General features: G+C 42.4%; 19 protein-coding genes and 1 tRNA gene. 17 read left to right on the top strand and 3 right to left on the bottom strand.

The window, feature by feature from the left end; genetic code table 11:
- Positions 1-154: 154 nt before the first annotated feature.
- The 15 genes from ACWJAF_RS04305 to radA all read left to right on the top strand — a co-directional run bounded on the left by ACWJAF_RS04305 (position 155) and on the right by radA (position 17,427).
- Complete coding sequence (locus tag ACWJAF_RS04305) at positions 155-2,707, top strand: YhgE/Pip family protein (RefSeq protein WP_448862443.1); 2,553 nt, start codon at positions 155-157, stop codon at positions 2,705-2,707.
- Entirely contained in the window at positions 2,704-4,887 is a 2,184-nt protein-coding gene (locus ACWJAF_RS04300) for a YhgE/Pip family protein (protein ID WP_448862442.1), read from the top strand. Before ACWJAF_RS04305 ends, ACWJAF_RS04300 begins: the two co-directional genes overlap by 4 nt.
- Before the next feature lie 231 nt (positions 4,888-5,118).
- On the top strand, positions 5,119-5,799 hold the full coding sequence (pyrE, locus tag ACWJAF_RS04295; protein WP_296031174.1) for an orotate phosphoribosyltransferase: 681 nt from the start codon (positions 5,119-5,121) through the stop codon (positions 5,797-5,799).
- 35 nt (positions 5,800-5,834) lie between these two features.
- A complete protein-coding gene (locus ACWJAF_RS04290) occupies positions 5,835-5,987 on the top strand; it encodes a hypothetical protein (RefSeq protein ID WP_296031177.1) in 153 nt (50 codons plus the stop codon).
- A 127-nt stretch (positions 5,988-6,114) separates the two neighbouring features.
- Positions 6,115-6,603 carry a VanZ family protein gene (locus tag ACWJAF_RS04285; protein ID WP_296031180.1) on the top strand — a complete coding sequence of 163 codons (489 nt, stop codon included), beginning with the start codon at positions 6,115-6,117 and terminating at the stop codon, positions 6,601-6,603.
- Positions 6,569-6,961, top strand: a complete 393-nt coding sequence (locus tag ACWJAF_RS04280) for a DUF6142 family protein (RefSeq protein ID WP_296031182.1) — start codon at positions 6,569-6,571, stop codon at positions 6,959-6,961. Before ACWJAF_RS04285 ends, ACWJAF_RS04280 begins: the two co-directional genes overlap by 35 nt.
- A complete protein-coding gene (locus tag ACWJAF_RS04275) occupies positions 6,962-9,004 on the top strand; it encodes an aminopeptidase (RefSeq protein ID WP_448862439.1) in 2,043 nt (680 codons plus the stop codon). It abuts the gene before it with no gap.
- A 42-nt stretch (positions 9,005-9,046) separates the two neighbouring features.
- Positions 9,047-9,559 carry a 5-(carboxyamino)imidazole ribonucleotide mutase gene (gene purE, locus ACWJAF_RS04270; RefSeq protein ID WP_296092387.1) on the top strand — a complete coding sequence of 171 codons (513 nt, stop codon included), beginning with the start codon at positions 9,047-9,049 and terminating at the stop codon, positions 9,557-9,559.
- Between the two features lie 73 nt (positions 9,560-9,632).
- On the top strand, positions 9,633-10,658 hold the full coding sequence (purM, locus tag ACWJAF_RS04265) for a phosphoribosylformylglycinamidine cyclo-ligase (protein ID WP_296031188.1): 1,026 nt from the start codon (positions 9,633-9,635) through the stop codon (positions 10,656-10,658).
- Positions 10,652-11,278, top strand: coding sequence for a phosphoribosylglycinamide formyltransferase (gene purN / locus ACWJAF_RS04260; RefSeq protein WP_296031190.1), 627 nt, complete (start codon positions 10,652-10,654; stop codon positions 11,276-11,278). Before purM ends, purN begins: the two co-directional genes overlap by 7 nt.
- Positions 11,279-11,299: 21 nt before the next feature.
- Positions 11,300-12,574 (top strand): phosphoribosylamine--glycine ligase, encoded by a 1,275-nt coding sequence (gene purD / locus ACWJAF_RS04255; protein WP_448862436.1) that lies wholly within the window; start codon positions 11,300-11,302, stop codon positions 12,572-12,574.
- A 168-nt stretch (positions 12,575-12,742) separates the two neighbouring features.
- Positions 12,743-13,117, top strand: a complete 375-nt coding sequence (locus tag ACWJAF_RS04250) for a GntR family transcriptional regulator (RefSeq protein WP_296031196.1) — start codon at positions 12,743-12,745, stop codon at positions 13,115-13,117.
- A 6-nt stretch (positions 13,118-13,123) separates the two neighbouring features.
- Positions 13,124-15,562 carry an ATP-dependent Clp protease ATP-binding subunit gene (locus ACWJAF_RS04245; protein ID WP_448862434.1) on the top strand — a complete coding sequence of 813 codons (2,439 nt, stop codon included), beginning with the start codon at positions 13,124-13,126 and terminating at the stop codon, positions 15,560-15,562.
- Between the two features lie 84 nt (positions 15,563-15,646).
- Positions 15,647-16,060: an endosialidase gene (locus tag ACWJAF_RS04240; protein ID WP_296031204.1), complete on the top strand. Its 414-nt coding sequence runs from the start codon at positions 15,647-15,649 to the stop codon at positions 16,058-16,060.
- Positions 16,060-17,427, top strand: coding sequence for a DNA repair protein RadA (gene radA / locus ACWJAF_RS04235; RefSeq protein ID WP_448862432.1), 1,368 nt, complete (start codon positions 16,060-16,062; stop codon positions 17,425-17,427). Before ACWJAF_RS04240 ends, radA begins: the two co-directional genes overlap by 1 nt.
- A gap of 93 nt (positions 17,428-17,520) precedes the next feature.
- Here the strand turns inward: radA and ACWJAF_RS04230 are convergent, their stop codons facing one another.
- Together ACWJAF_RS04230 and coaBC are read right to left on the bottom strand one after the other, a co-directional pair.
- Positions 17,521-17,724: a hypothetical protein gene (locus tag ACWJAF_RS04230; RefSeq protein ID WP_296031209.1), complete on the bottom strand. Its 204-nt coding sequence runs from the start codon at positions 17,722-17,724 to the stop codon at positions 17,521-17,523.
- Positions 17,725-17,752: 28 nt separating this feature from the next.
- Entirely contained in the window at positions 17,753-18,949 is a 1,197-nt protein-coding gene (gene coaBC / locus ACWJAF_RS04225) for a bifunctional phosphopantothenoylcysteine decarboxylase/phosphopantothenate--cysteine ligase CoaBC (protein ID WP_448862430.1), read from the bottom strand.
- A gap of 313 nt (positions 18,950-19,262) precedes the next feature.
- Here coaBC and ACWJAF_RS04220 point away from each other — a divergent pair, with 313 nt between their 5' ends.
- Positions 19,263-19,907: an ECF transporter S component gene (locus tag ACWJAF_RS04220; RefSeq protein WP_296031216.1), complete on the top strand. Its 645-nt coding sequence runs from the start codon at positions 19,263-19,265 to the stop codon at positions 19,905-19,907.
- Between the two features lie 169 nt (positions 19,908-20,076).
- Here the strand turns inward: ACWJAF_RS04220 and ACWJAF_RS04215 are convergent, their stop codons facing one another.
- Positions 20,077-20,628: a nuclear transport factor 2 family protein gene (locus tag ACWJAF_RS04215; protein WP_448862427.1), complete on the bottom strand. Its 552-nt coding sequence runs from the start codon at positions 20,626-20,628 to the stop codon at positions 20,077-20,079.
- A 295-nt stretch (positions 20,629-20,923) separates the two neighbouring features.
- Here ACWJAF_RS04215 and ACWJAF_RS04210 point away from each other — a divergent pair.
- A tRNA-Trp gene (locus ACWJAF_RS04210) sits at positions 20,924-20,994 on the top strand.
- Positions 20,995-21,125: the final 131 nt, after the last annotated feature.

Raw genomic sequence — 21,125 nt, 5'->3', positions numbered from 1 at the left:
TTATACTGTTAAGCAGTATGACACGGGAGTGGTTAATGTTCGCCGGCAGCGTGTCTGAAAGATGCCATCTGTAAGGTGTGCAGGAGATAACCACGCATATAACAATATGTGATAGAAATACTAACAGCAGAAATGATAAACGGAGGTTGATTGAATGAAGAAATCGTTTCAGATTTTCAAAAGAGATCTTGGCAGACTTTTCCGCAACCGGGCAGCAGTGCTGATCCTGGTAGGAATCAGTGTGTTACCATCTCTGTATGCCTGGTTTAACATTGCGGCCAATATGGATCCATATGGGAATACCAGAGGAATTAAAGTGGCGGTTGCGAATCAGGATAAAGGGGCAGACAGTGAACAGATATCCCTGGATGCAGGAAAGACTATTATAGATAGTCTGAAGGAAAATAAGCAGCTGGGATGGACATTTGTAGACGAAAGTCAGGCAAAAAAAGGAGTCCGTTCCGGAAAATATTACGCTGCCATTGTGATACCGGAAGATTTTAGCGAGTCGCTTTTAAGTATCTTATCCGGAGATATCAAACAGCCAAAATTAGACTACTATATTAATGAAAAGAAAAATGCCATTGCTCCAAAGATCACAGATACCGGAGCAAGTACGATCCAGCAACAGATCAATGATACGTTTACATCTGTTGCAGCAGAATCCATCGCTGATCTGGTAGGAGAAAAAGCCGGAGATGTGGCAGGAAAAGTAGATGAAAATAATTCCGGAATTGTAAAGGATATCGCACAGATCAGAGAGAATCTGAAGGAATACAATCAGGTCCTTGATAATTTCCAGAAGACGGCAGATAAGTCAGATTCGGTGATCCAGACTGCGGTATCTGCCCTTGATCAGGTTAAGACAACTGCCGATACCGGAGCAGCAGCCTTAAAAGACAGTACCGCTGTCATGGATGATACAAGATCAGCAGTCGGTACATTTTCAAGTGAATTCGCTAAAGGATTATCAAACGGCGAGACACTTATGAATGATACGTATGTATCTGCCGCTGCAAAGCTTGGCGTATTTGAAACAAAAGCCTCACAGGCACTGACGACTGTAGATGATACACTGACAACTGTAAACTCACTGGTGCAGAAGAACCGGGAACTCTTAGATCAGCTCCAGGCGCTGAATGACAAAATCCAGGGACATACAGAACTTGCACAGCAGTTTTCGGCACTGATCGGTGAAAAGATCACGGAACTTCAAAATCAGAATACATCACTTCAGAATCTGATTACATCGCTGCAGAGTGGAAATGCAGGAATCAAAAATGCAGTTGAAACGGCGCAGACAACAAGAACTTCTCTTGAAAAGCTTGCCGCAAGCAGCAAAGAAAGCCTGCAGAATTACAGGAATAGTTTCGATACTAATCTGATGCCGCAGCTGAATCAGTCATTAGACAGTCTTGCATCATTAAGCGGAAGTCTGTCATCAACACTGACTGGAATAGAACCTACAGTGAATCAGATGAAAGTGATCCTGAATCAGTTAAACCAGAGCTTAAAGGACAGCGCAAGTGCGCTTGGACAGACCGGAACGATACTTGCAAGGGTAGATGAGCTGCTGGCATCGGTACAGAATGACCTGGGAGCATTACAGAGCTCTGAACTTTATCAGAAGCTTGTATCACTGGAAGGAATTGACGCGGATTCTATCGCAGATTTTATGTCATCACCGGTCAGCATCAATTCAAAAGTATTCTATGATGTAAAAAATTATGGATCAGGAATGACACCATTTTATACCAATCTTGCCCTCTGGGTAGGCGGGCTGATTCTTGTTTCTATCCTGAAACAGGAAGTAGACAAAGATGAAAAAATCAAAAGATTTACCGCAGCGAATGCATATTTTGGAAGATGGCTTTTGTTTGTGTCAGTAGGACTGGTACAGGGATTTATCGTATGTGTGGGAGATATCGTGCTGTTAAAGGCACAGTGTCTGCACCCGGTTGCATTTGTATGTGTCGGAATGTTCTGCTCATTTATCTATGTAAATATTATCTATGCACTGGCACTGGCATTCAAACATATCGGAAAAGCATTAGGAGTGCTGCTTGTAATCCTGCAGATTCCTGGCTCGTCCGGAACCTATCCGATCGAGATGACACCGGCATTTTTCCAGCATCTGCATCCACTTCTTCCATTTACTTATGGAATCAATGCCATGCGTGAGTGTGTTGCCGGGATGTATGGAACGAATATCTGGAAGGATGTGGGAATCCTGGCGATTTATTTCCCACTGTCACTGCTGATCGGACTGGGACTGCGGCCGCTTCTGATGAATCTTAATCATCTGTTTGATAAGCGTCTTGCAGAGACGGAGCTCATGCTTGGAGAGACGGAAGCAGAAGAAAGAAAACGTCCAGAGATTGCAATGATGATGAAGACACTGATGCAGGATGAAGAATGGAAGCAGGAATTTATGGAAAGATCTGCAGCCTTTGAACGCAGATATCCGAAGATGATAAGATGGGGATTTGCAGGAATGATCGTGATACCGCTGATCTTTCTGGTGTTAATGTTCAGTCTGGAATCTAAATTGGTATTCCTGGTTCTGTGGATCGTATCGATCATCGTGCTGGCACTTTATCTAATCTGTGTAGAGTATTTCCACGATAAGATGGAACGCGAGCTGGAAGCAATTCATATAACGACCGAAGAACTGATACACGAATTAAAGGAGGAAAGAGGCGAATGAGAAATATATGGGAAATCTTCCGAAGAGACGTAAAACGGATCCGAAAGAATGTAATAGCCATGATCGTAATCGTTGGTATTACGGTCGTACCGTGCCTCTATGCCTGGTTTAATATTGCTGCCAGCTGGGATCCGTATGGAAATACAGGCAATCTGAAAGTAGCAGTAGCAAGCGTGGATGAAGGATACGAAGGCAGTATCATTCCAATCCAGATCAATGTCGGGGATCAGGTGCTGACCTCACTTCGGAGTAATTCACAGCTGGACTGGGTATTTACGAATAAGAAAAAGGCAGTAGAAGGAGTAAAATCCGGAAAATATTATGCGGCAATCGTGATACCAAAAGATTTCAGTAACGATATGATGAGTATCTTCTCTGAAAATATAAGCAAGCCAAGCATTACGTACTATTCAAATGCAAAAGAAAATGCAATCGCACCGAAAGTAACAGATAAAGGTGCAAGTGCAATCAAGACACAGGTCAACGAAGTGTTCATAGAGACGGTGACAAATACAGCACTGACGTCATTTAAGACAATTGCAAATGTAGCGGACCAGGGCGGTGTAGAATCCATTGCGCTGAATCTTGCCAATAATCTGGATAAGATTGCATCAGATCTGAATACAGCATCTGCAACACTTCAGTCATTTTCAGGAATGACGTCATCAGCACAGCAGTTACTGGACACCACCGGAACATTTTTAAAAGAGACACAGAGCCGGTCATCGGATACTGCATCGTCACTTAAGAAGACGAAAAAGTCATTCAGCGGAATTCAGGGAACGATAAGCGGTGCAACCGACGGGGTAAATGAAGCGCTGAATTCCGGAAAAGATTTTTATGCACAGATGTCTGACATCGTGGATCAGGCATTTTCATCGAATTCATCCAGTGCAGATGATATCGCCGGAATGCTCAATACGCTGGCTTCAAGAGTACAGAAAGTAATCGATGCGTATACATCACTGCAGAATGCGATCAATGGTATTAATGTAGATGATTTTGCAGAACTGAACCAGATCAAAGGAAATATCATAGGAAAGCTTGGAGAGACCATTGCAACACAGACAGAACTAAGAGATAAGCTTACGAATACAGCAGCATCTCTGCAGGGGGCGGCTTCCGATGCGGTGAATAACAAAGCAGAGCTCGACGCCCTGATCAAATCAAGTGCGGACAGTCTCGCAAGTGTGAAATCTGATTATGAAAAGAATGTAAAAGGAAGCCTTAATAAGCTTTCCTCTTCACTTGGAGATACAAGCGGCAGCCTCAGTACACTTATGAACCAGCTAGATCAGAGTGTGGATGGCGTCTATGATCTTTCAAGTACGGCATCATCAGATCTTACAGAGATCGAAAAAGCACTGAATAATTCCTGTGATCTTCTAAACCAGGCAGCAGCAAAGATTACAGATACAACGGCAAAAATAGGAGAAATGCAGGAAAGCGGTGATTTTTCACAGCTTCAGGAACTGATATCAGGCGACTCGAATGAAATTGCAGAATTCCTTGCGGCACCGGTAAGCTTAAAGACGAATAAGATCTATAAGATTGAAAATTATGGATCATCCATGACACCGTTTTATTCTTCGCTGTCTATCTGGATTGGCGGAATCGTCCTGGTTGCCATGTTAAAGACCGGTGTATCGGAAAAATGTATAAAAGGATTACGAGGAGTAAAACCACATCAGGAATATCTGGGAAGATATCTGATCTTCCTTGTGGTTGGTCTGATGCAAAGTACACTGATCTGTCTCGGAGATCTGCTATACCTTGGAATACAGTGTAAGCATCCGTTCCTGTTCATGCTGGCAGGATGGTTCTCAAGCATTGTATATGTCAATATTATCTATACACTTACGGTGTCATTCGGAGATATCGGTAAAGCGGTAAGCGTTGTGCTTCTGGTTGTACAGGTGGCAGGTTCGGGAGGAACGTTCCCGATCGAGGTTGCGCCGGCATTTTTCAAAGCCGTATATCCGCTGCTTCCGTTCGTACACAGCATGGCGGCCCTCAGGGAGACTATTGGAGGTATGTATGGAATGACATACTGGATCGAACTTGGAAAACTTGGAATCTTCCTGATATTGTCACTGATCCTTGGTCTGGTGCTTAGAAAGCCGATTATCCGGATGAATGAGGCATTTGCTGAAAAACTGGAAGAAACTAAGATTATGTAATCATATGATGAAAAAAGAATACAGGATGTATGGAGCCATTGGGTACCGGAACGGGGAATAAGATGCCGGGCATACATCAGGATAAAAGGGAGACAGAAAGTAAGTTGACAATGAATGTCTCTCTTTTTTCGTATAACCTGAATTGAAAAAGTGATTTTTATATGATAGAATTATAAAGAATTATGAGAACTAATAAGACCAGAAGGTCAGAATATATGGAGGTATCAGAATATGGAAAGCTATAAGCAGGAATTTATTGAATTTATGGTAGAAAGTGATGTGCTCAAATTTGGAGAGTTTACATTAAAAAGTGGAAGAAAGTCTCCATTCTTTATGAATGCAGGAGCATATGTGACAGGATCACAGCTTAAAAAATTAGGACAGTATTATGCAAAAGCCATTCATGACACATATGGTGATGATTTTGATGTATTATTTGGACCAGCTTACAAGGGAATTCCACTTGGTGTTGTGACAGCAATTGCTTATAGTGATCTGTATGGAAAAGAAGTACGTTACTGTTCCGACAGAAAAGAAGAAAAAGACCATGGCGCAGATAAGGGAAGCTTCCTTGGAAGCAAGTTAAAAGACGGAGACCGTGTCATCATGATCGAAGATGTGACAACATCCGGAAAATCCATGGAAGAGACCGTACCAAAGGTAAAAGGTGCAGCAGATGTAACCATCGTAGGACTGATGGTATCACTGAACCGTATGGAAGTCGGAAAAGGCGGAGAAAAATGTGCGCTTGATGAAGTAAAAGAGTTATATGGATTTGATACAGCGGCAATCGTTACAATGGAAGAAGTTGTAGAATGCCTGTATAACAAAGAATGCAACGGAAAAATTGTGATCGATGATACATTAAAAGCAGCCATCGACGCATATTATGAACAGTATGGTGCGAAATAATAAAAGCACAGATCAAAAAAGCGGAGGAACGGACAATGAACGAAAAAGCTTATAAGACTATGGGACTTGCAGGCGGAGCCGGAATTGCAGTAGGTATCGTTGTGGCAGTCGTAGGAGTAGCAGCCGGGATCATCTCGATCATCAGCGGGGCACGCCTGTTAAAAGAGCGGAAAGGGTTATTATTTTAACCAGATCAGGTAAGTTCCCCGGCTTCAATTGCGAAAAGCAATCGCAGTGGGAACATGTCTTGTATTATATACAGGGGAATGAAAGGTTATCACTCGGATGGTAACTATGTTAGAAGGGAGTATAAAATTGGATTCAGGGAGAACAAGAAGAATCCGGATACTGGGGAAGATACTGTTTGTATTATATGTTATATTTATTATATATTTCCTGTTGTTCTCTGACTGGTACGGGCGTACCGGTGAAATGCAGGAATACCACTATAATCTGGTGCTGTTTCAGGAAATAAAAAGATTCTGGCAGTACCGGGAGCAGCTGGGATTCTTTGCTATGTTCACGAATTTATTTGGAAATGTGATCATATTCATTCCATTTGGCTTTTTTCTTCCGATGGGAAGCAGATACAGAAGTTTCTTTACAACCACATTTTACAGCTTTGGGTTAAGCCTTGGTGTAGAGATGTTTCAGTTTATTACAAAAGTAGGAAGTTTTGATGTAGATGACCTGCTTTTGAATACCATCGGGGGAACATGTGGCTATATATTATTTGCAATATGCGCAGCAATAAGGAGAAGCAGAAGACATGCTGGGAAAAAGACTAAGAACAGAAGACGATAGAATCAAAGCGGCAGCAAAAGCCCGCAAAAAAAAGCGCAAAAAGATGCTTAGAACAAAATATGGACAGAAAGCAGTCAGACACTCCAAGAGGGGTGTCTATTCCTGTACTTATGCAGCTGTCATAGCATTTCTGGTAATTGTAATGATATTATTTTCATTCAAGAACAGAGGGGATGTAGGTATTCTGATAGGATTTTGCGGACTGGGAACGGCAGTCATGTCCGTGATCGGAATATGGCTGGGAATCAAAGGATTAAAAGAGCGCGAGAAGAATTATGTAACCTGCAAAGTAGGAATTACAACGAATGCTATATTTTTAGTGATGATGGCAGCAATGTTTGCAAGGGGGCTTGTATAGATGATAGAAGAAAGATATGAACTGGCACTGGAACGTATCCGTACGATGCAGACGGAGGAGACGGTAAAGGAGCCTTATAGAAGATATTTCCGGCAGATGGCAGAATTTGTCCTGATGCTGGATGAACTGCGGGGGGAGCTTCTGGATGGAAGATACCAGAAGCTTGAGCTGCATGCATTAAAAGAATGGAACGAACGTCTGTATCAGGACGTTCTGCCGGGGCAGTATGAAACAAGTTATGCCAATCCGGATTATGCATGTGCACTTCTCGGGGAAGAATACGGGCAGATATTGAGTGCTTTGTATACGGAACTGAGGGGTGCAATTGTCTATGTATTCGAAGGAAAGACGGAATATCTGGATGTGTTGTATGAACTTCTGATCGAAGTATATAACCAGTTCGAAGAAGAACCGGATATCAAGGCAGTCCGCAATATTTTTTACTGGTATGCAAGTGATTATTGTGATGTCTTTGTCGCAGACCGGGTAAGAGAGCAGATACTTCCGGAAGAATCATTTGCCACAGATATTATTGAGAACAGTGATCTGTCTGACCTGCGTTATCTGTATCAGTTTGGAGAATATATCAGTGATAATGAATGGAAAACCGCAGAGCATCTGATGAAGCTTCCGGAGGAGACCATTCAGAAGATGGCAGATGTATATACAGAAGGATACCGGATTGGATTCATTAACACTGGAAAAGACCTGTCTAAAAAATCGGTTGTAAATATCCGGTATATTCTGGGATTTGAAAGAGTTGTAAAAAAGGCAATTGAGAACTTTGAAAAAATGGGGCTGAAGCCTGTAATCTACCGTGCGGCGGTCAGTGTCCTGACGAAGAGACAGCATATCAAGATTGGATATTACGGTGCTGTAGCGAACAAGCAGTATGAATACGACCACAAAGATGACCAGGCGTTGTTCCTGGATAAGAAATTCATGGAGCGTAGGTTGGAAGTTATGCAGACCACTTATGAACATCATAAAAAAGAGGCAGCAGGATTTGCAGGTCCGGCAGTGATAGAGATGTTCGGGGAAGAGCCGTTTGAACCACAGGCAAAAGAGTCTGTGATCAAGCTGTCGAAGAATCAGGAAGAACTGGTACTAAGCGGGGACAGCAGACAGAGCCAGATGGTGAACCGTTATATCAAAGGTGAGGAACGAAGTTTTACGATCATCGCATATCCGGTTCCGGAGATCGGGAAACAATACGAAGAGATCTTTGATGAGATCATCAAGATCAACACACTGGATGCAAAAGTATACGAGAAAGTGCAGCAGACACTGATCGATGCACTGGATCAGGGAGAATATGTACACATCCTGGGACAGAACGGGAACCGTACAGACTTAAAAGTACAGCTGCATCCATTGCAGGATCCGGATAAAGAAACCATATTTGAAAACTGTGTGGCAGATGTGAATATTCCGGTTGGAGAAGTATTTACCTCACCGGTTCTGGAAGGTACGAATGGGGTATTGCATGTCGGCAAAGTCTATCTGAATGAACTGCAGTACCGTGATCTGGAGATTGCATTTTCCAATGGTATGGTTTCAGAATATAATTGTGCCAATTTTGAGCGTGAACTGGAGAATAAGGCCTATATTCACGATAATGTGTTGTATAAGCATCCAACACTTCCGCTTGGGGAATTTGCGATCGGAACGAATACAACCGCATATGTAACTGCGAAGAAGTATGGCATCGAAGATAAGATGCCGATTCTGATCGCAGAAAAGATGGGGCCGCATTTTGCGGTAGGAGATACCTGTTACAGCTGGTGTGAGGATATTAAAGTCTATAACCCGAACGGAAAAGAAATCATTGCCAGAGACAACTCGGTATCGATCCGCAGAAAAGAAGATGTATCAAAAGCATATTTCCACTGCCATACAGATATCACGATTCCATATGAAGAACTGGGCAGTATTGTGGTCGTTACCAAAGATGGAAATGAGATAAAATTGCTTGAAAATGGAAAATTTGTACTTTCTGGTACAGAGATTTTAAATGAACCATTGAAAAATTCTAATAAATAGGGTATGATTTATTTGTCAAACTTATAAGAAAGGATGAAAATTATGCCAAAAGTAGGAATTATTATGGGCAGCGACTCAGATCTTAAGGTTATGAGCAAAGCTGCAGTAATGCTGGAAGAGTTAGGAATCGATTATGAGATGACCATCATCTCAGCACATCGTGAACCAGATGAACTGATTGAATGGACCAGAGGAGCAGAAGACCGTGGAATAAAGGTTATGATCGCCGGTGCAGGAATGGCAGCAGCCCTTCCGGGAATGTGCGCAGCATTATTTGCCCTTCCGGTTATTGGTGTACCTCTCTCAGGAAAGAATCTGGACGGAATGGATGCAGTGTTCTCAATCATGCAGATGCCGCCGGGAGTTCCGGTTGCAACCGTAGCAATTGACGGAGCGAAGAATGCAGCAATCCTTGCAGCAAAGATTCTTGCAGCATCAGATGAAGCACTTCTGAAAAAGCTGAAAGAATATACAAACGAACAGAAAGAAGCAGTAAAAGCCAAGGCTGCAAAGCTTGATTCGATCGGATATGAGGCATATCTGGCATCAAAATAAAAGAAAACTTATAAAAGATAAATAAAAATCAGGTATCAGAAAAAACAAAACAAAGTACATAAGGAGACGGGTTATGGATTACAAAAAAGCAGGTGTGGATATTGAAGCAGGTTACAAATCAGTAGAGCTTATGAAAGAGCATGTGAAAAAGACCATGCGCCCAGAAGTTCTTGGTGGACTTGGAGGATTTTCAGGAGCATTTTCTCTTGCAAAGATCAAAGAGATGGAAGAGCCGGTACTGTTATCCGGAACTGACGGATGCGGAACCAAGGTAAAACTTGCTATGATCATGGATAAGCACGATACGATCGGAATCGATGCAGTAGCCATGTGTGTAAATGATATTGCATGTGCAGGTGGAGAGCCATTATTCTTCCTGGATTATATTGCATGTGGTAAAAACTATCCGGAAAAGATCGCATCAATCGTAAAAGGTGTGGCAGAAGGATGCCTTCAGTCAGAAGCAGCACTGATCGGTGGAGAGACTGCAGAACATCCTGGACTTATGCCGGAAGATGAATATGACCTTGCAGGATTTGCAGTAGGTGTATGTGATAAGAAAGACATGATCACAGGTGAAGACTTAAAAGCCGGGGACGTACTGATCGGTATGGCATCTACAGGAGTTCACAGCAATGGATTCTCCTTGGTACGTAAAGTATTTGAGATGACAAAGGAATCTCTGGATACTTATTATGATGATCTTGGAACAACACTTGGAGAAGCATTACTTGCTCCGACAAGAATCTATGTAAAAGCATTAAAGAGCGTAAAGAACGCAGGCGTGAAAGTAAAAGCATGCAGCCATATCACAGGTGGTGGATTTTACGAGAACATTCCAAGAATGTTAAAAGACGGAGTAAGAGCAGTGGTAGAAAAAGACAGCTACCCGGTTCCACCAATCTTTACAAAGCTTGCAAAAGAGGGAAATGTAGACGAGCATGCAATGTATAACACATATAACATGGGTATCGGTATGATCGTTGCAGTAGATCCTGCTGATGTAGATAAGACAATGGAAGCAATCAAAGCTACAGGAGATACACCGTATGTGATCGGTCACATCGAAGACGGAGAAAAGGGAGTAACATTATGCTAAATGTTGTAGTTCTGGTATCCGGAGGAGGAACTAATCTTCAGGCAATCATAGATGCAGTAGATTCCGGTGTGATTACTAATACAAAGATTGCAGGAGTCATCAGCAATAATAAAAATGCATATGCGCTGGAGCGTGCAAAAAAGCATGGGATTGCGAACCAGTGCATTTCTCCTAAGGATTATGAGACGCGTGAGATATTCAATCAGGAATTCATGAAGGCTGTAGATAAGCTGCAGCCAGATCTCATTGTACTTGCCGGCTTCCTGGTAGTGATTCCGGCAGAGATGATCGCAAAATACAGAAACCGCATGATCAACATTCATCCGTCATTGATCCCGGCTTTTTGCGGAACAGGATTTTATGGACTGAAGGTACATGAAAAGGCACTGGAACGCGGCGTCAAAGTTGTGGGTGCGACGGTTCATTTTGTAGATGAAGGGACGGATACCGGACCGATCATTCTGCAAAAAGCGGTGGAAGTAGAACAGGGAGATACACCGGAAGTGTTACAAAGACGTGTGATGGAGCAGGCAGAATGGAAGATTCTTCCAAAGGCCATTGACCTGATCGCTAATGACAAGGTAAAAGTAGAAGGACATCATGTGACGATCGAGTCATAGAAGATAAAGGAGTAGTGTAAGATGAAGGTATTAATCGTTGGAAGTGGCGGAAGAGAACATGCAATCGCATACAGCGTTGCAAAAAGCGATAAGGTAGATAAGATTTACTGTACTCCTGGAAATGCAGGAATTGCAGAATTCGCAGAATGCGCACCGGTCGGAGCGATGGAGTTCGATAAGATCGTAGCATTTGCAAAAGAAAAAGAGATCGATCTTGTGATCGTAGGTATGGATGATCCGTTAGTTGGCGGTCTGGTAGATGAACTGGAAGCAGCAGGAATCCGTACATTCGGACCTAGAAAAAATGCAGCAATCCTGGAGGGATCCAAGGCATTTTCCAAGGATCTTATGAAAAAATATCATATTCCTACCGCAGCATATGAGAATTTTACAGATCCGGACAAAGCAATTGAATATCTGAAGACAGAAGCAAAGTTCCCAATCGTATTAAAAGCAGACGGACTGGCACTTGGAAAAGGTGTACTCATTTGTCAGAATCTGAAAGAAGCAGAAGAAGGCGTGAAGACGATCATGCTGGATAAAAAGTTCGGTACAGCCGGCAATGAGATGGTCATCGAAGAATTCATGACAGGAAGAGAAGTATCGGTATTATCTTTTGTAGATGGTAATACGATCAAGACGATGACTTCCGCACAGGATCATAAGCGTGCAGGAGATGGAGATACAGGACTTAATACAGGCGGTATGGGTACATTTTCACCAAGTCCGTTCTATACAGAAGAAGTAGATGAATTCTGTAAGAAATATGTATACCAGGCAACTGTTGATGCCATGAAGGCAGAAGGAAGACCATTTAAAGGTGTGATCTTCTTCGGACTGATGCTGACAGCGGACGGACCAAAAGTTCTGGAATACAATGCAAGATTCGGAGATCCGGAAGCCCAGGTTGTACTTCCTAGAATGAAGAATGATATCATTGACGTGGTAGAAGCATGTATTGACGGCACACTGGATCAGATTGATCTGCAGTTTGAAGACAATGCGGCTGTATGTGTTGTTCTGGCAAGTGACGGATATCCGGTAAAATATGACAAAGGACTTCCGATCAGCGGACTGGATGAATTTAAAAAGCATGATGGTTATTACTGCTTCCATGCCGGTACAAAATTTGACGGAGATCAGATTGTAACAAATGCTGGACGTGTACTTGGTGTAACAGCAAAAGGAAAAGACTTAAAAGAAGCAAGAGCCAATGCCTATGCAGCAACAGAATGGGTAAAATTCGATAATAAATATATGCGTCATGATATTGGTAAAGCGATCGATGAGGCATAAAAAGAAATATCATAAAGCAGATGCTTAGCAGCTGTATATAGAATGTTTCATGACAAATCATATTTGACAAAGAATAGTACGAAAAAAAGAGCTTACGATTTTGGTTGTAAGCTCTTTTTAGTTGTGTTATATTATCTCTATAACAAATGATAGAGATAAGGTGATAGGATGCTAATAGAAATTGATTTTAACAGCAATGAAGCAATCTATGTGCAGTTACAGAATCAGATCATCATGGGAATTGCAACGGATATGATCCGGGAGGGAGATACACTTCCTTCGGTCAGACAGCTGGCAGATACCGTGGGGATTAATATGCATACGGTGAATAAGGCTTATTCTATCCTTAAGCAGGAGGGATTCATACAGCTGGACAGAAGAAGAGGGGCTGTGGTAGCCATAGATGCAGACAAGGCACAGGCAATGCTGAAACTCAGGGAAAAACTTGCAATCTTACTTGCAAAAGGATGTTGTAAGAATATCGGCAGAGAAGATGTGCATGCATTGGTAGATGAGATATTTGACGAATATAGAAAGGAATAGACAGGCATGGATTACACAAGGCAGGCAAAGGAAGTGCTGGCGATTGCAGAAAAAAGTGCAAAAGAGATGGCACATCCTTATGTGGGGACAGAACACCTGCTTCTGGGACTTAGAAAGGTATATACCGGCGTGGCAGCACAGGTCCTTGGGGCAAATGGTGTAGATGAAGATAACATACAGAAGGTAATGGCAGAACTGATTTCTCCATCTGAGGAAACCGAAAGAAAAGGAAAGCCACAGTTCAGCCCGAGACTTTCTTATATATTAGAAGACAGTAAGATAGAAGCAGAACAGTTTCATTCAGATGAGATTGGAACAGAGCATATGTTAGTTGCGCTGATCCGGGATGTAGACTGTGTGGCTGCGAAGATCTTAAGCACACTGGGATCCAATCTTCAAAAGATTTATCTGGATATATTCGAAACCGTTGGGATCGATCCGAAAATGTATCAGGAAGAATACGGACCGGACGGGGGCAGAAGACGCGATGGAGTTCTGGATCAGTACGGGACAGATCTGACGGCAGAGGCAGAAGAGGGAAAACTGGATCCGGTAATCGGAAGAGAAGAAGAAATCGGACGTCTGATGCAGGTGTTAAGCAGAAGAACAAAGAATAATCCGTGTTTGGTCGGGGAACCGGGTGTTGGAAAGACTGCAGTCATCGAAGGTCTGGCAACACAGATTGCAGAAGGCATTGTACCGGAAGGGATCAGAGATAAGAGAATCTATACGATGGATCTTGCAAGCATGATTGCAGGATCAAAATACCGTGGTGAATTCGAAGAGCGTATGAAACGCCTGATCCAGGAAGTAAAGGCAGCGGGGAATATTATATTATTCCTCGATGAAGTGCATACCATTATCGGTGCCGGCGGTGCAGAAGGGGCAATGGATGCGTCTAATATCCTGAAACCGTCTCTGGCAAGAGGAGAGCTTCAGTTGATCGGAGCAACGACGATTACAGAATATCGTAAATATATCGAAAAAGATGCAGCACTGGAAAGAAGATTCCAGCCGATCACAGTAGAAGAACCGGATCAGGAAAAATGTCTGGAGATATTAAAGGGCTTACGTCCAAGATATGAAAAGCACCATAAAGTAAAGATACAGGATGAAGCACTTGAGACGGCAGTAAGATATTCCAGCCGTTACATTAACGACCGTTTCCTTCCAGATAAGGCAATCGATGTGGTAGATGAGGCATGCTCAAAGGTAGGACTTCGTGGATTCAAAGTCCCGGACAATATCTATAAGCTTGAAAAGACCGGACAAGAGCTGGAAAAAGATCTGGAGGATGCAATCCGTCATGGAGATATGACAGAGGCATCACTGCTTCACAAAGAACTACATGCGACGGAAGAAAAGCTGGAACAGATTAAGAAACGCTTCCACAAGAAGAACGACGGCAAACATCTGGAAGTTACAGAGGATGATATTACAGAAGTTGTGGCACAGTGGACGAAGATTCCGGTCAGCCGTCTGGCAGAATCGGAAAGCGCCAGATTAAACAAACTGGAGCAGACACTTCATAAACGTGTCATCGGACAGGACGAAGCAGTAACAGCCGTAGCAAAATCAATCAAACGCGGAAGAGTCGGATTAAAAGATCCAAAACGCCCAATCGGATCATTCCTGTTCCTTGGACCAACTGGTGTTGGAAAGACAGAATTATCCAAAGCACTGGCAGAAGCACTTTTCGGAGATGAAAATTCGATGATCCGTGTAGATATGTCAGAGTATATGGAAAAGCACAGTGTGGCAAAGATGATCGGTTCGCCTCCGGGATACGTGGGACATGATGATGGAGGCCAGTTAAGTGAACAGGTAAGAAGACATCCGTATTCTGTAGTACTTTTTGATGAGATTGAAAAAGCACATCCGGATGTATTCAATATATTATTACAGGTGCTGGATGACGGACATATTACAGATTCACAGGGAAGAAAAGTAGATTTTTCCAACACAGTGATTATCATGACATCTAATGCTGGAGCACAGTCCATTATCGATCCGAAGAAGCTTGGATTTAATACAAAAGAAGATGCGGCGGGAGATTACAAGCGGATGAAGAGCAATGTGATGAACGAGATCAAGTTCATCTTCCGTCCGGAGTTCTTAAACCGTATCGATGAGATACTGGTATTCCATCCACTGACACAGGAACAGATGCAGAAAATTGTCGGCCTGATGTGTAAAGAACTCATAAAACGCGCAAAAGAACAGCTTGGAATCAAGCTTACAATCCGTGATTCCGTGAAGAAACACATTGTAGAGACCGGCATGGATAAAAAATACGGTGCAAGACCACTAAGAAGAGCTGTGCAGAATCAGCTGGAGAATAAACTTGCAGAAGCCATACTGAACGGTGAGATTGGAAGAGACATGGAAGTCGTTGCCGGAATCTCTAAAAAAGAAATTAAATTTACAGCAAAGACTACAAATTAAAAATATTTTATTATATAATAGAATGAACGAAAGAAGATGTTACGGTTTGAACAGTAACAAGAAGAACCTTAGGAGGACAAAAAAATGGCAGCAGTGAAAGAGCTTTTAAGAGCTGAAACAGACGGTACACTTAGTTTTGGAGATTACACATTAGAGAGTAAAACTAAGCTGGATGGATTTGATTTTCAGGGGGATATCTACAAAGTTAAGACGTTCAAAGAGATTACAAAGTTAGAAAAGAACGGAATGTTTGTATATGAATCTGTACCGGGAACTGCAGTGGAAAACTTTAAAGCAACAGAAAATGTAGTTTCATTCAAGGTGTGTGGAGAGACAGACTTCCAGTTCACACTTGGAATGGAAGCAGATGCAGAATATGTAGTATATATGGATGATGTCAATATCGGAGATATGACAACAAACTTAAGTGGAAAGCTCAGCGTAAGTGCAGAAGCTGATCCGGGCAAAGAGATTGAGATCAAAGTTGTAAGAAAATAATGGCAAAAGCAAAAAAGAGCGTTTATTTCTGTCAGAACTGTGGACATGAAGAGAGCAAATGGCTGGGACAGTGCCCGATGTGCAAAGAATGGAATACATTTGTGGAAGAAAAAGTAGTGACGACCGCAGGTGGAATCTTAAGAGGCAGCAGCGTGACAAAGCCGGAAAGCCAGATCGTAACCCTGTCCAGTGTATCAACGACAGATGAAGAACGGACAAAAACTGGAATTAAAGAATTAGACAGAGTATTAGGCGGGGGAATCGTACAAGGTTCCCTCGTATTAGTAGGAGGAGATCCGGGAATCGGTAAGTCGACCCTGTTATTGCAGGTCTGCCAGAAGCTGGCAGCTATGAAGAAAAAAGTCCTGTATATATCAGGAGAAGAATCCTTAAAACAGATTAAACTGCGTGCGAACCGTATGGGAGAATTCTCAGACAGCCTGTATCTTCTGTGTGAGACAAATCTTGCGACAATACAGAGCGTGATTGAAAAAGAGACGCCGGATGTCGTAGTGATCGATTCGATCCAGACGATGTATAACGAAGAGGTATCATCGGCTCCGGGAAGTGTCTCGCAGGTGCGGGAGTCGACGAATGTCCTGATGCAGCTTGCAAAAGGCCTGAACATATCTACCTTTATTGTAGGACATGTAACAAAAGAAGGAACCGTTGCAGGACCAAGAGTACTGGAGCATATGGTAGATACAGTGCTTTATTTTGAAGGTGACAGACATGCATCATACAGAATCCTGCGCGGGGTTAAGAACCGGTTTGGGTCTACGAATGAGATCGGTGTCTTCGAGATGCGAAGAGAAGGCTTATGTGAAGTGGAAAATCCATCGGAATTCATGCTAAGTGGTAAGCCGGAGAATGCCTCGGGATCAGTTGTGGCATGTGCGATGGAAGGAACCAGACCGATGCTTATGGAGATTCAGGCGCTGATCTGCAGAAGTAATTTTGGAATGCCAAGGAGAACAGCGGCAGGGCTTGACTATAACCGCGTCAATCTTCTGATGGCAGTTCTTGAAAAAAGAATGGGACTTCCACTGTCTAATTATGACGCATATGTTAATATTGCCGGAGGAATCCGGATGAATGAACCGGCAGCAGATCTTGGAATCGTGATGGCAATTGCATCCAGCTATAAGAATAAACCGATATCCGAAGATACAATCGTATTCGGAGAGGTTGGATTAAGCGGCGAAGTAAGAGCTGTAACCATGCCGGAACAACGTGTTGCCGAAGCGAAGAAACTTGGCTTTAAGACCTGTATCGTACCGGAAGTGTCGATTAAGACCATCGGTAAGGTGAGTGGTATTGAAGTAATCGGGGTTAGTAGTGTGAACCAGGCGATGAATTATATTTAAAAGAAATATATTTAAAAGAAATGATATACAGAGAACCTGCCACTGGCAGGCTATATAAAAGACCTGCCAGCCAGCAGGTCTTTTTTGACAACTTTATAAACTTGCTTCAACGAGTACAGCCACAGCCATGGCATCGTCCTCTGTGAATCCCTGTGCGCAGGTAAGGATTGTCTGTACGTAGTCTTTTGGAAGATCGAGTTTGTGACAGATAGTGTCCATGTCACGGCCTTCCAGATTCAATTCAGTTACATTTTTAACGTCCTCTTTGATTTGTTCCATTGATAAATTTGCATCCATGATAAGTTCCTCCTCTTAAATCTCAAGGTTATTTCTTAAGCTCTAATATTTTATCTAACAGTCGGAATGCGACGTCTTCTTTACTCATGAGTTCCAGTTCGAATACCTGATCTTCGGTGATCATAGTAACGATATTGGTATCTGTTTCAAATCCGGCGCCCTGCATCTTCAGGTTGTTGGCTACGATCATATCCAGATTCTTTTTCTGGAGCTTTTTCTTGGAATTTTCGAGCATGTTCTGGGTTTCCATAGAAAAACCACACAGGAACTGTCCGGTTTTTTTGTGCTCGCCAAGGTATTTTAAGATGTCGTCTGTGCGTTCCAGTGGGATGGACATGGCATCATCGTCTTTTTTCTTGATCTTTTCATCGGCGACGTTACAAGGTCTGTAGTCAGCAACGGCAGCAGCTTTGATGATAATATCCATCTCAGCGCTTCGGGAAGTCACTTCTTCGTACATATCTTTTGCGGAGATAACCGGGACAGTATTGACGAACAAAGGCGCTTCAAGAGAAGTACGTCCGCTTACCAGTGTGACGTCGGCACCACGAAGTGCGCAGGCTTTTGCAATACTGTAACCCATCTTTCCGGAAGAGTGGTTGGTGATATAACGTACCGGGTCGATCGCTTCCTGCGTAGGTCCGGCGGTAACCAGTACTTTCATGCCGGCCATATCTTTTTCATGAGTAACTGCTTTACACAGATATTGGAATAAAGTTTCCGGTTCCGGCATCTTTCCGGCGCCGTTGTCTCCACAGGCCAGATGTCCGCAGGCAGGGGTAATAACCTCCATACCATAATGCTGTAGTAACCGGATATTGTCCTGTGTAACCGGGTTTTCATACATACCGGTGTTCATAGCCGGGGCAATGATCTTAGGTGCGCGGCTGGCAAGAATTGTGGTTGTCAGCATATCATCGGCAAGTCCGTGGGAAAGTTTTGCTATAACATTAGCCGTTGCCGGGGCAACCATGATCACATCAGCAAGCTGGGCAAGAGCCACATGCTCTACTTTGAATTCAAAATTGCGGTCAAATGTATCTACGACACATTTATGTCCGGTTAAAGTCTCGAATGTAATTGGATTAATAAAATTTGTGGCATTCTCTGTCATGATAACATGGACATCAGCCCCTGACTTTACAAGAAGACTTGCCAGATTTGCAATTTTATAAGAAGCAATGCCTCCGGTAACGCCAAGCAGGATATGTTTTCCTTTTAACATAAATATGCATCCTCATTTCATTACGTTCTTGTTGGTTATCATGTGAATAAGCATTTATGCAAAATATAGTCATAACTGCCAGGTTTCATATTCACATGGTAAAATAAAACAATTATAATCACTATAGCTCTTTTTTGCGATTCTTGCAAGATGTAGGATGCGAATGAAAGTAATAATGAAGAAAAAAGTGGGAAAACTGGGCATATTGTACGTTTTTTTGTACTTGTTTGGGAAAGGGGTGAATGATATAATGAGACACGATAATTGTATTGTATCCTGCAGGGCAGGAATGATAACAAGGAGGAAATTGAATATGAAAACGAAGAAACATGACACAAGCTGGATGGTCAGTGTTGCACTTATGGCAGCAATCGTAATCGTTCTGGCGAATACACCGCTTGGAATGATACAGCTTCCGATTATTAAGGCGACAACGGTACATATTCCGGTAATTCTTGGAGCAATTTTATTAGGACCGGCAGCAGGGGCAATCTTAGGTGGTGTATTTGGATTGTGTTCACTGATCAGTAACACGATGGCACCGACATTATTGTCATTTGCATTTTCACCATTTATGAGCACGACGGGGATACCGGGAGCTATGAAAGCAATCTGGATTTCTGTAGGATGCAGGATTTTAATCGGTGTGGCAGCAGGATGGCTGTGGATTCTTTTATCAAAAATAAAGTTAAATAGCGTGATCGCACTTCCAATCGTAGGATTTGCAGGAGCAATGGTAAATACGATTACAGTTATGGGAAGCATCTACCTTCTGTTTGCAAAACAGTACGCAGAAGCAAAGGATGTAGCCGTTGGCGCAGTATGGGGCCTGGTAATGGGAACCGTAACAGCATCCGGAATCCCGGAAGCAATCGCAGCGGCAATTCTTGTTCTGGCAATCGGAAAAGTATTACTTGGGGTATTCAAGAAGATGAATATCGGAACAGCGAAAGCGTAAGAGAGTAATATAGATAATAATAAATGAATCGAAAAAGTAAAAGAGCTGTTATTAGGAAGTTTTTTATGAGTGATACATTATAATATAAAAAAATCAGAGATGATTCAGGTTCGATGAAGATATAATGGCAGATATATTTTCATTGAAAAGATCATCTCTGATTTTTTGGTTAGTTTTCAACCGGACATTTCCATTCTTCCCACTTTTTAGGAGTCCATCCATCGGGAACATCATAGTCGTCAAGGCTTCCGTTCATCTTGCGATAACCAATCCGCATCTTACTGATCCGCCAGATTCCGTCCTCACATTTCCGGAAATCATTGCAGTAGATGGAGAATCCTTCGACCGTATGATCAGAGTAAGAATTATTATCTTCATAGAGGAAGATTCCACGGGCATGTGTATCATCCATCAGCCAGATGAGAGGATTGTGGCTCATATGCATGGTCATCATATTGCGGTTGACATACTTAGAACGGAGCGCCTGATCTTTGGGAACTACAGGATTTTCCGTAAAACACCGGTAAGTAAAATCCTCTGTAAAAAGATCACAGACATATTCCTCCTTTTTCATATCCATAGACCAGTAGTAAAAATACTGCGCATCAAGAATACGCTGGCGTTCACATAATTGTTCCGGAGTATAAGTCTGCTGACGGACCTGCTTCATCGTTTCGATGACAAGCTTTTGAATAGTAGAATCCTGTTTTAAAATTTTCATTAAGAAAGCCCTCCTTTTGCATTATTCGGCTTGTCAATAAGTATCGATTGTTTATTTGTACAGGCATAAACGAATTGATATTTTTGACGTTTACATCAAGTTATAATTATTGTAACAGATGTGGGAAAAAGAAAAGATACAAAAAATGGGAAAAAGCTATCGAAAAGAAGTGTTTTGTAGATAAAATTTGAAAAAATACAAAAAAATTGAAAAAAATGAAAAATTCTGTTGACAGACACATAAGGAATATGGTATAAATAATGAGTACCAAGCAACGGGGTACAAAAACAAAAATAGGGGATTGGTCAAGTGGTATGATAGGGGTCTCCAAAACCTTTGGCGGGAGTTCGATTCTCTCATCCCCTGCTTGATTGGAAGGCTAGAAATCTTGAGTTTTAAGGTTTCTGGTCTTTTTTTGTTTTCTTGGAATAAATATTCACCTACTTCTACAACATTTTTTCCATTGTCGTTTTTCCAATATCTAAATCTTCAAAAAA

The organism is Dorea sp. (assembly GCF_977044405.1).
This window is presented reverse-complemented; position numbering and strand designations above follow the sequence as displayed.

Coding starts and splice junctions, on each gene's coding strand:
- ACWJAF_RS04305 (WP_448862443.1), top strand. CDS start 155: ATGAAGAAATCGTTTCAGATTTTCAAAAGAGATCTTGGCAGACTTTTC.
- ACWJAF_RS04300 (WP_448862442.1), top strand. CDS start 2,704: ATGAGAAATATATGGGAAATCTTCCGAAGAGACGTAAAACGGATCCGA.
- pyrE (WP_296031174.1), top strand. CDS start 5,119: ATGGAAAGCTATAAGCAGGAATTTATTGAATTTATGGTAGAAAGTGAT.
- ACWJAF_RS04290 (WP_296031177.1), top strand. CDS start 5,835: ATGAACGAAAAAGCTTATAAGACTATGGGACTTGCAGGCGGAGCCGGA.
- ACWJAF_RS04280 (WP_296031182.1), top strand. CDS start 6,569: ATGCTGGGAAAAAGACTAAGAACAGAAGACGATAGAATCAAAGCGGCA.
- ACWJAF_RS04275 (WP_448862439.1), top strand. CDS start 6,962: ATGATAGAAGAAAGATATGAACTGGCACTGGAACGTATCCGTACGATG.
- purE (WP_296092387.1), top strand. CDS start 9,047: ATGCCAAAAGTAGGAATTATTATGGGCAGCGACTCAGATCTTAAGGTT.
- purM (WP_296031188.1), top strand. CDS start 9,633: ATGGATTACAAAAAAGCAGGTGTGGATATTGAAGCAGGTTACAAATCA.
- purN (WP_296031190.1), top strand. CDS start 10,652: ATGCTAAATGTTGTAGTTCTGGTATCCGGAGGAGGAACTAATCTTCAG.
- purD (WP_448862436.1), top strand. CDS start 11,300: ATGAAGGTATTAATCGTTGGAAGTGGCGGAAGAGAACATGCAATCGCA.
- ACWJAF_RS04250 (WP_296031196.1), top strand. CDS start 12,743: ATGCTAATAGAAATTGATTTTAACAGCAATGAAGCAATCTATGTGCAG.
- ACWJAF_RS04245 (WP_448862434.1), top strand. CDS start 13,124: ATGGATTACACAAGGCAGGCAAAGGAAGTGCTGGCGATTGCAGAAAAA.
- ACWJAF_RS04240 (WP_296031204.1), top strand. CDS start 15,647: ATGGCAGCAGTGAAAGAGCTTTTAAGAGCTGAAACAGACGGTACACTT.
- radA (WP_448862432.1), top strand. CDS start 16,060: ATGGCAAAAGCAAAAAAGAGCGTTTATTTCTGTCAGAACTGTGGACAT.
- ACWJAF_RS04230 (WP_296031209.1), bottom strand. CDS start 17,724: ATGGATGCAAATTTATCAATGGAACAAATCAAAGAGGACGTTAAAAAT.
- coaBC (WP_448862430.1), bottom strand. CDS start 18,949: ATGTTAAAAGGAAAACATATCCTGCTTGGCGTTACCGGAGGCATTGCT.
- ACWJAF_RS04220 (WP_296031216.1), top strand. CDS start 19,263: ATGAAAACGAAGAAACATGACACAAGCTGGATGGTCAGTGTTGCACTT.
- ACWJAF_RS04215 (WP_448862427.1), bottom strand. CDS start 20,628: ATGAAAATTTTAAAACAGGATTCTACTATTCAAAAGCTTGTCATCGAA.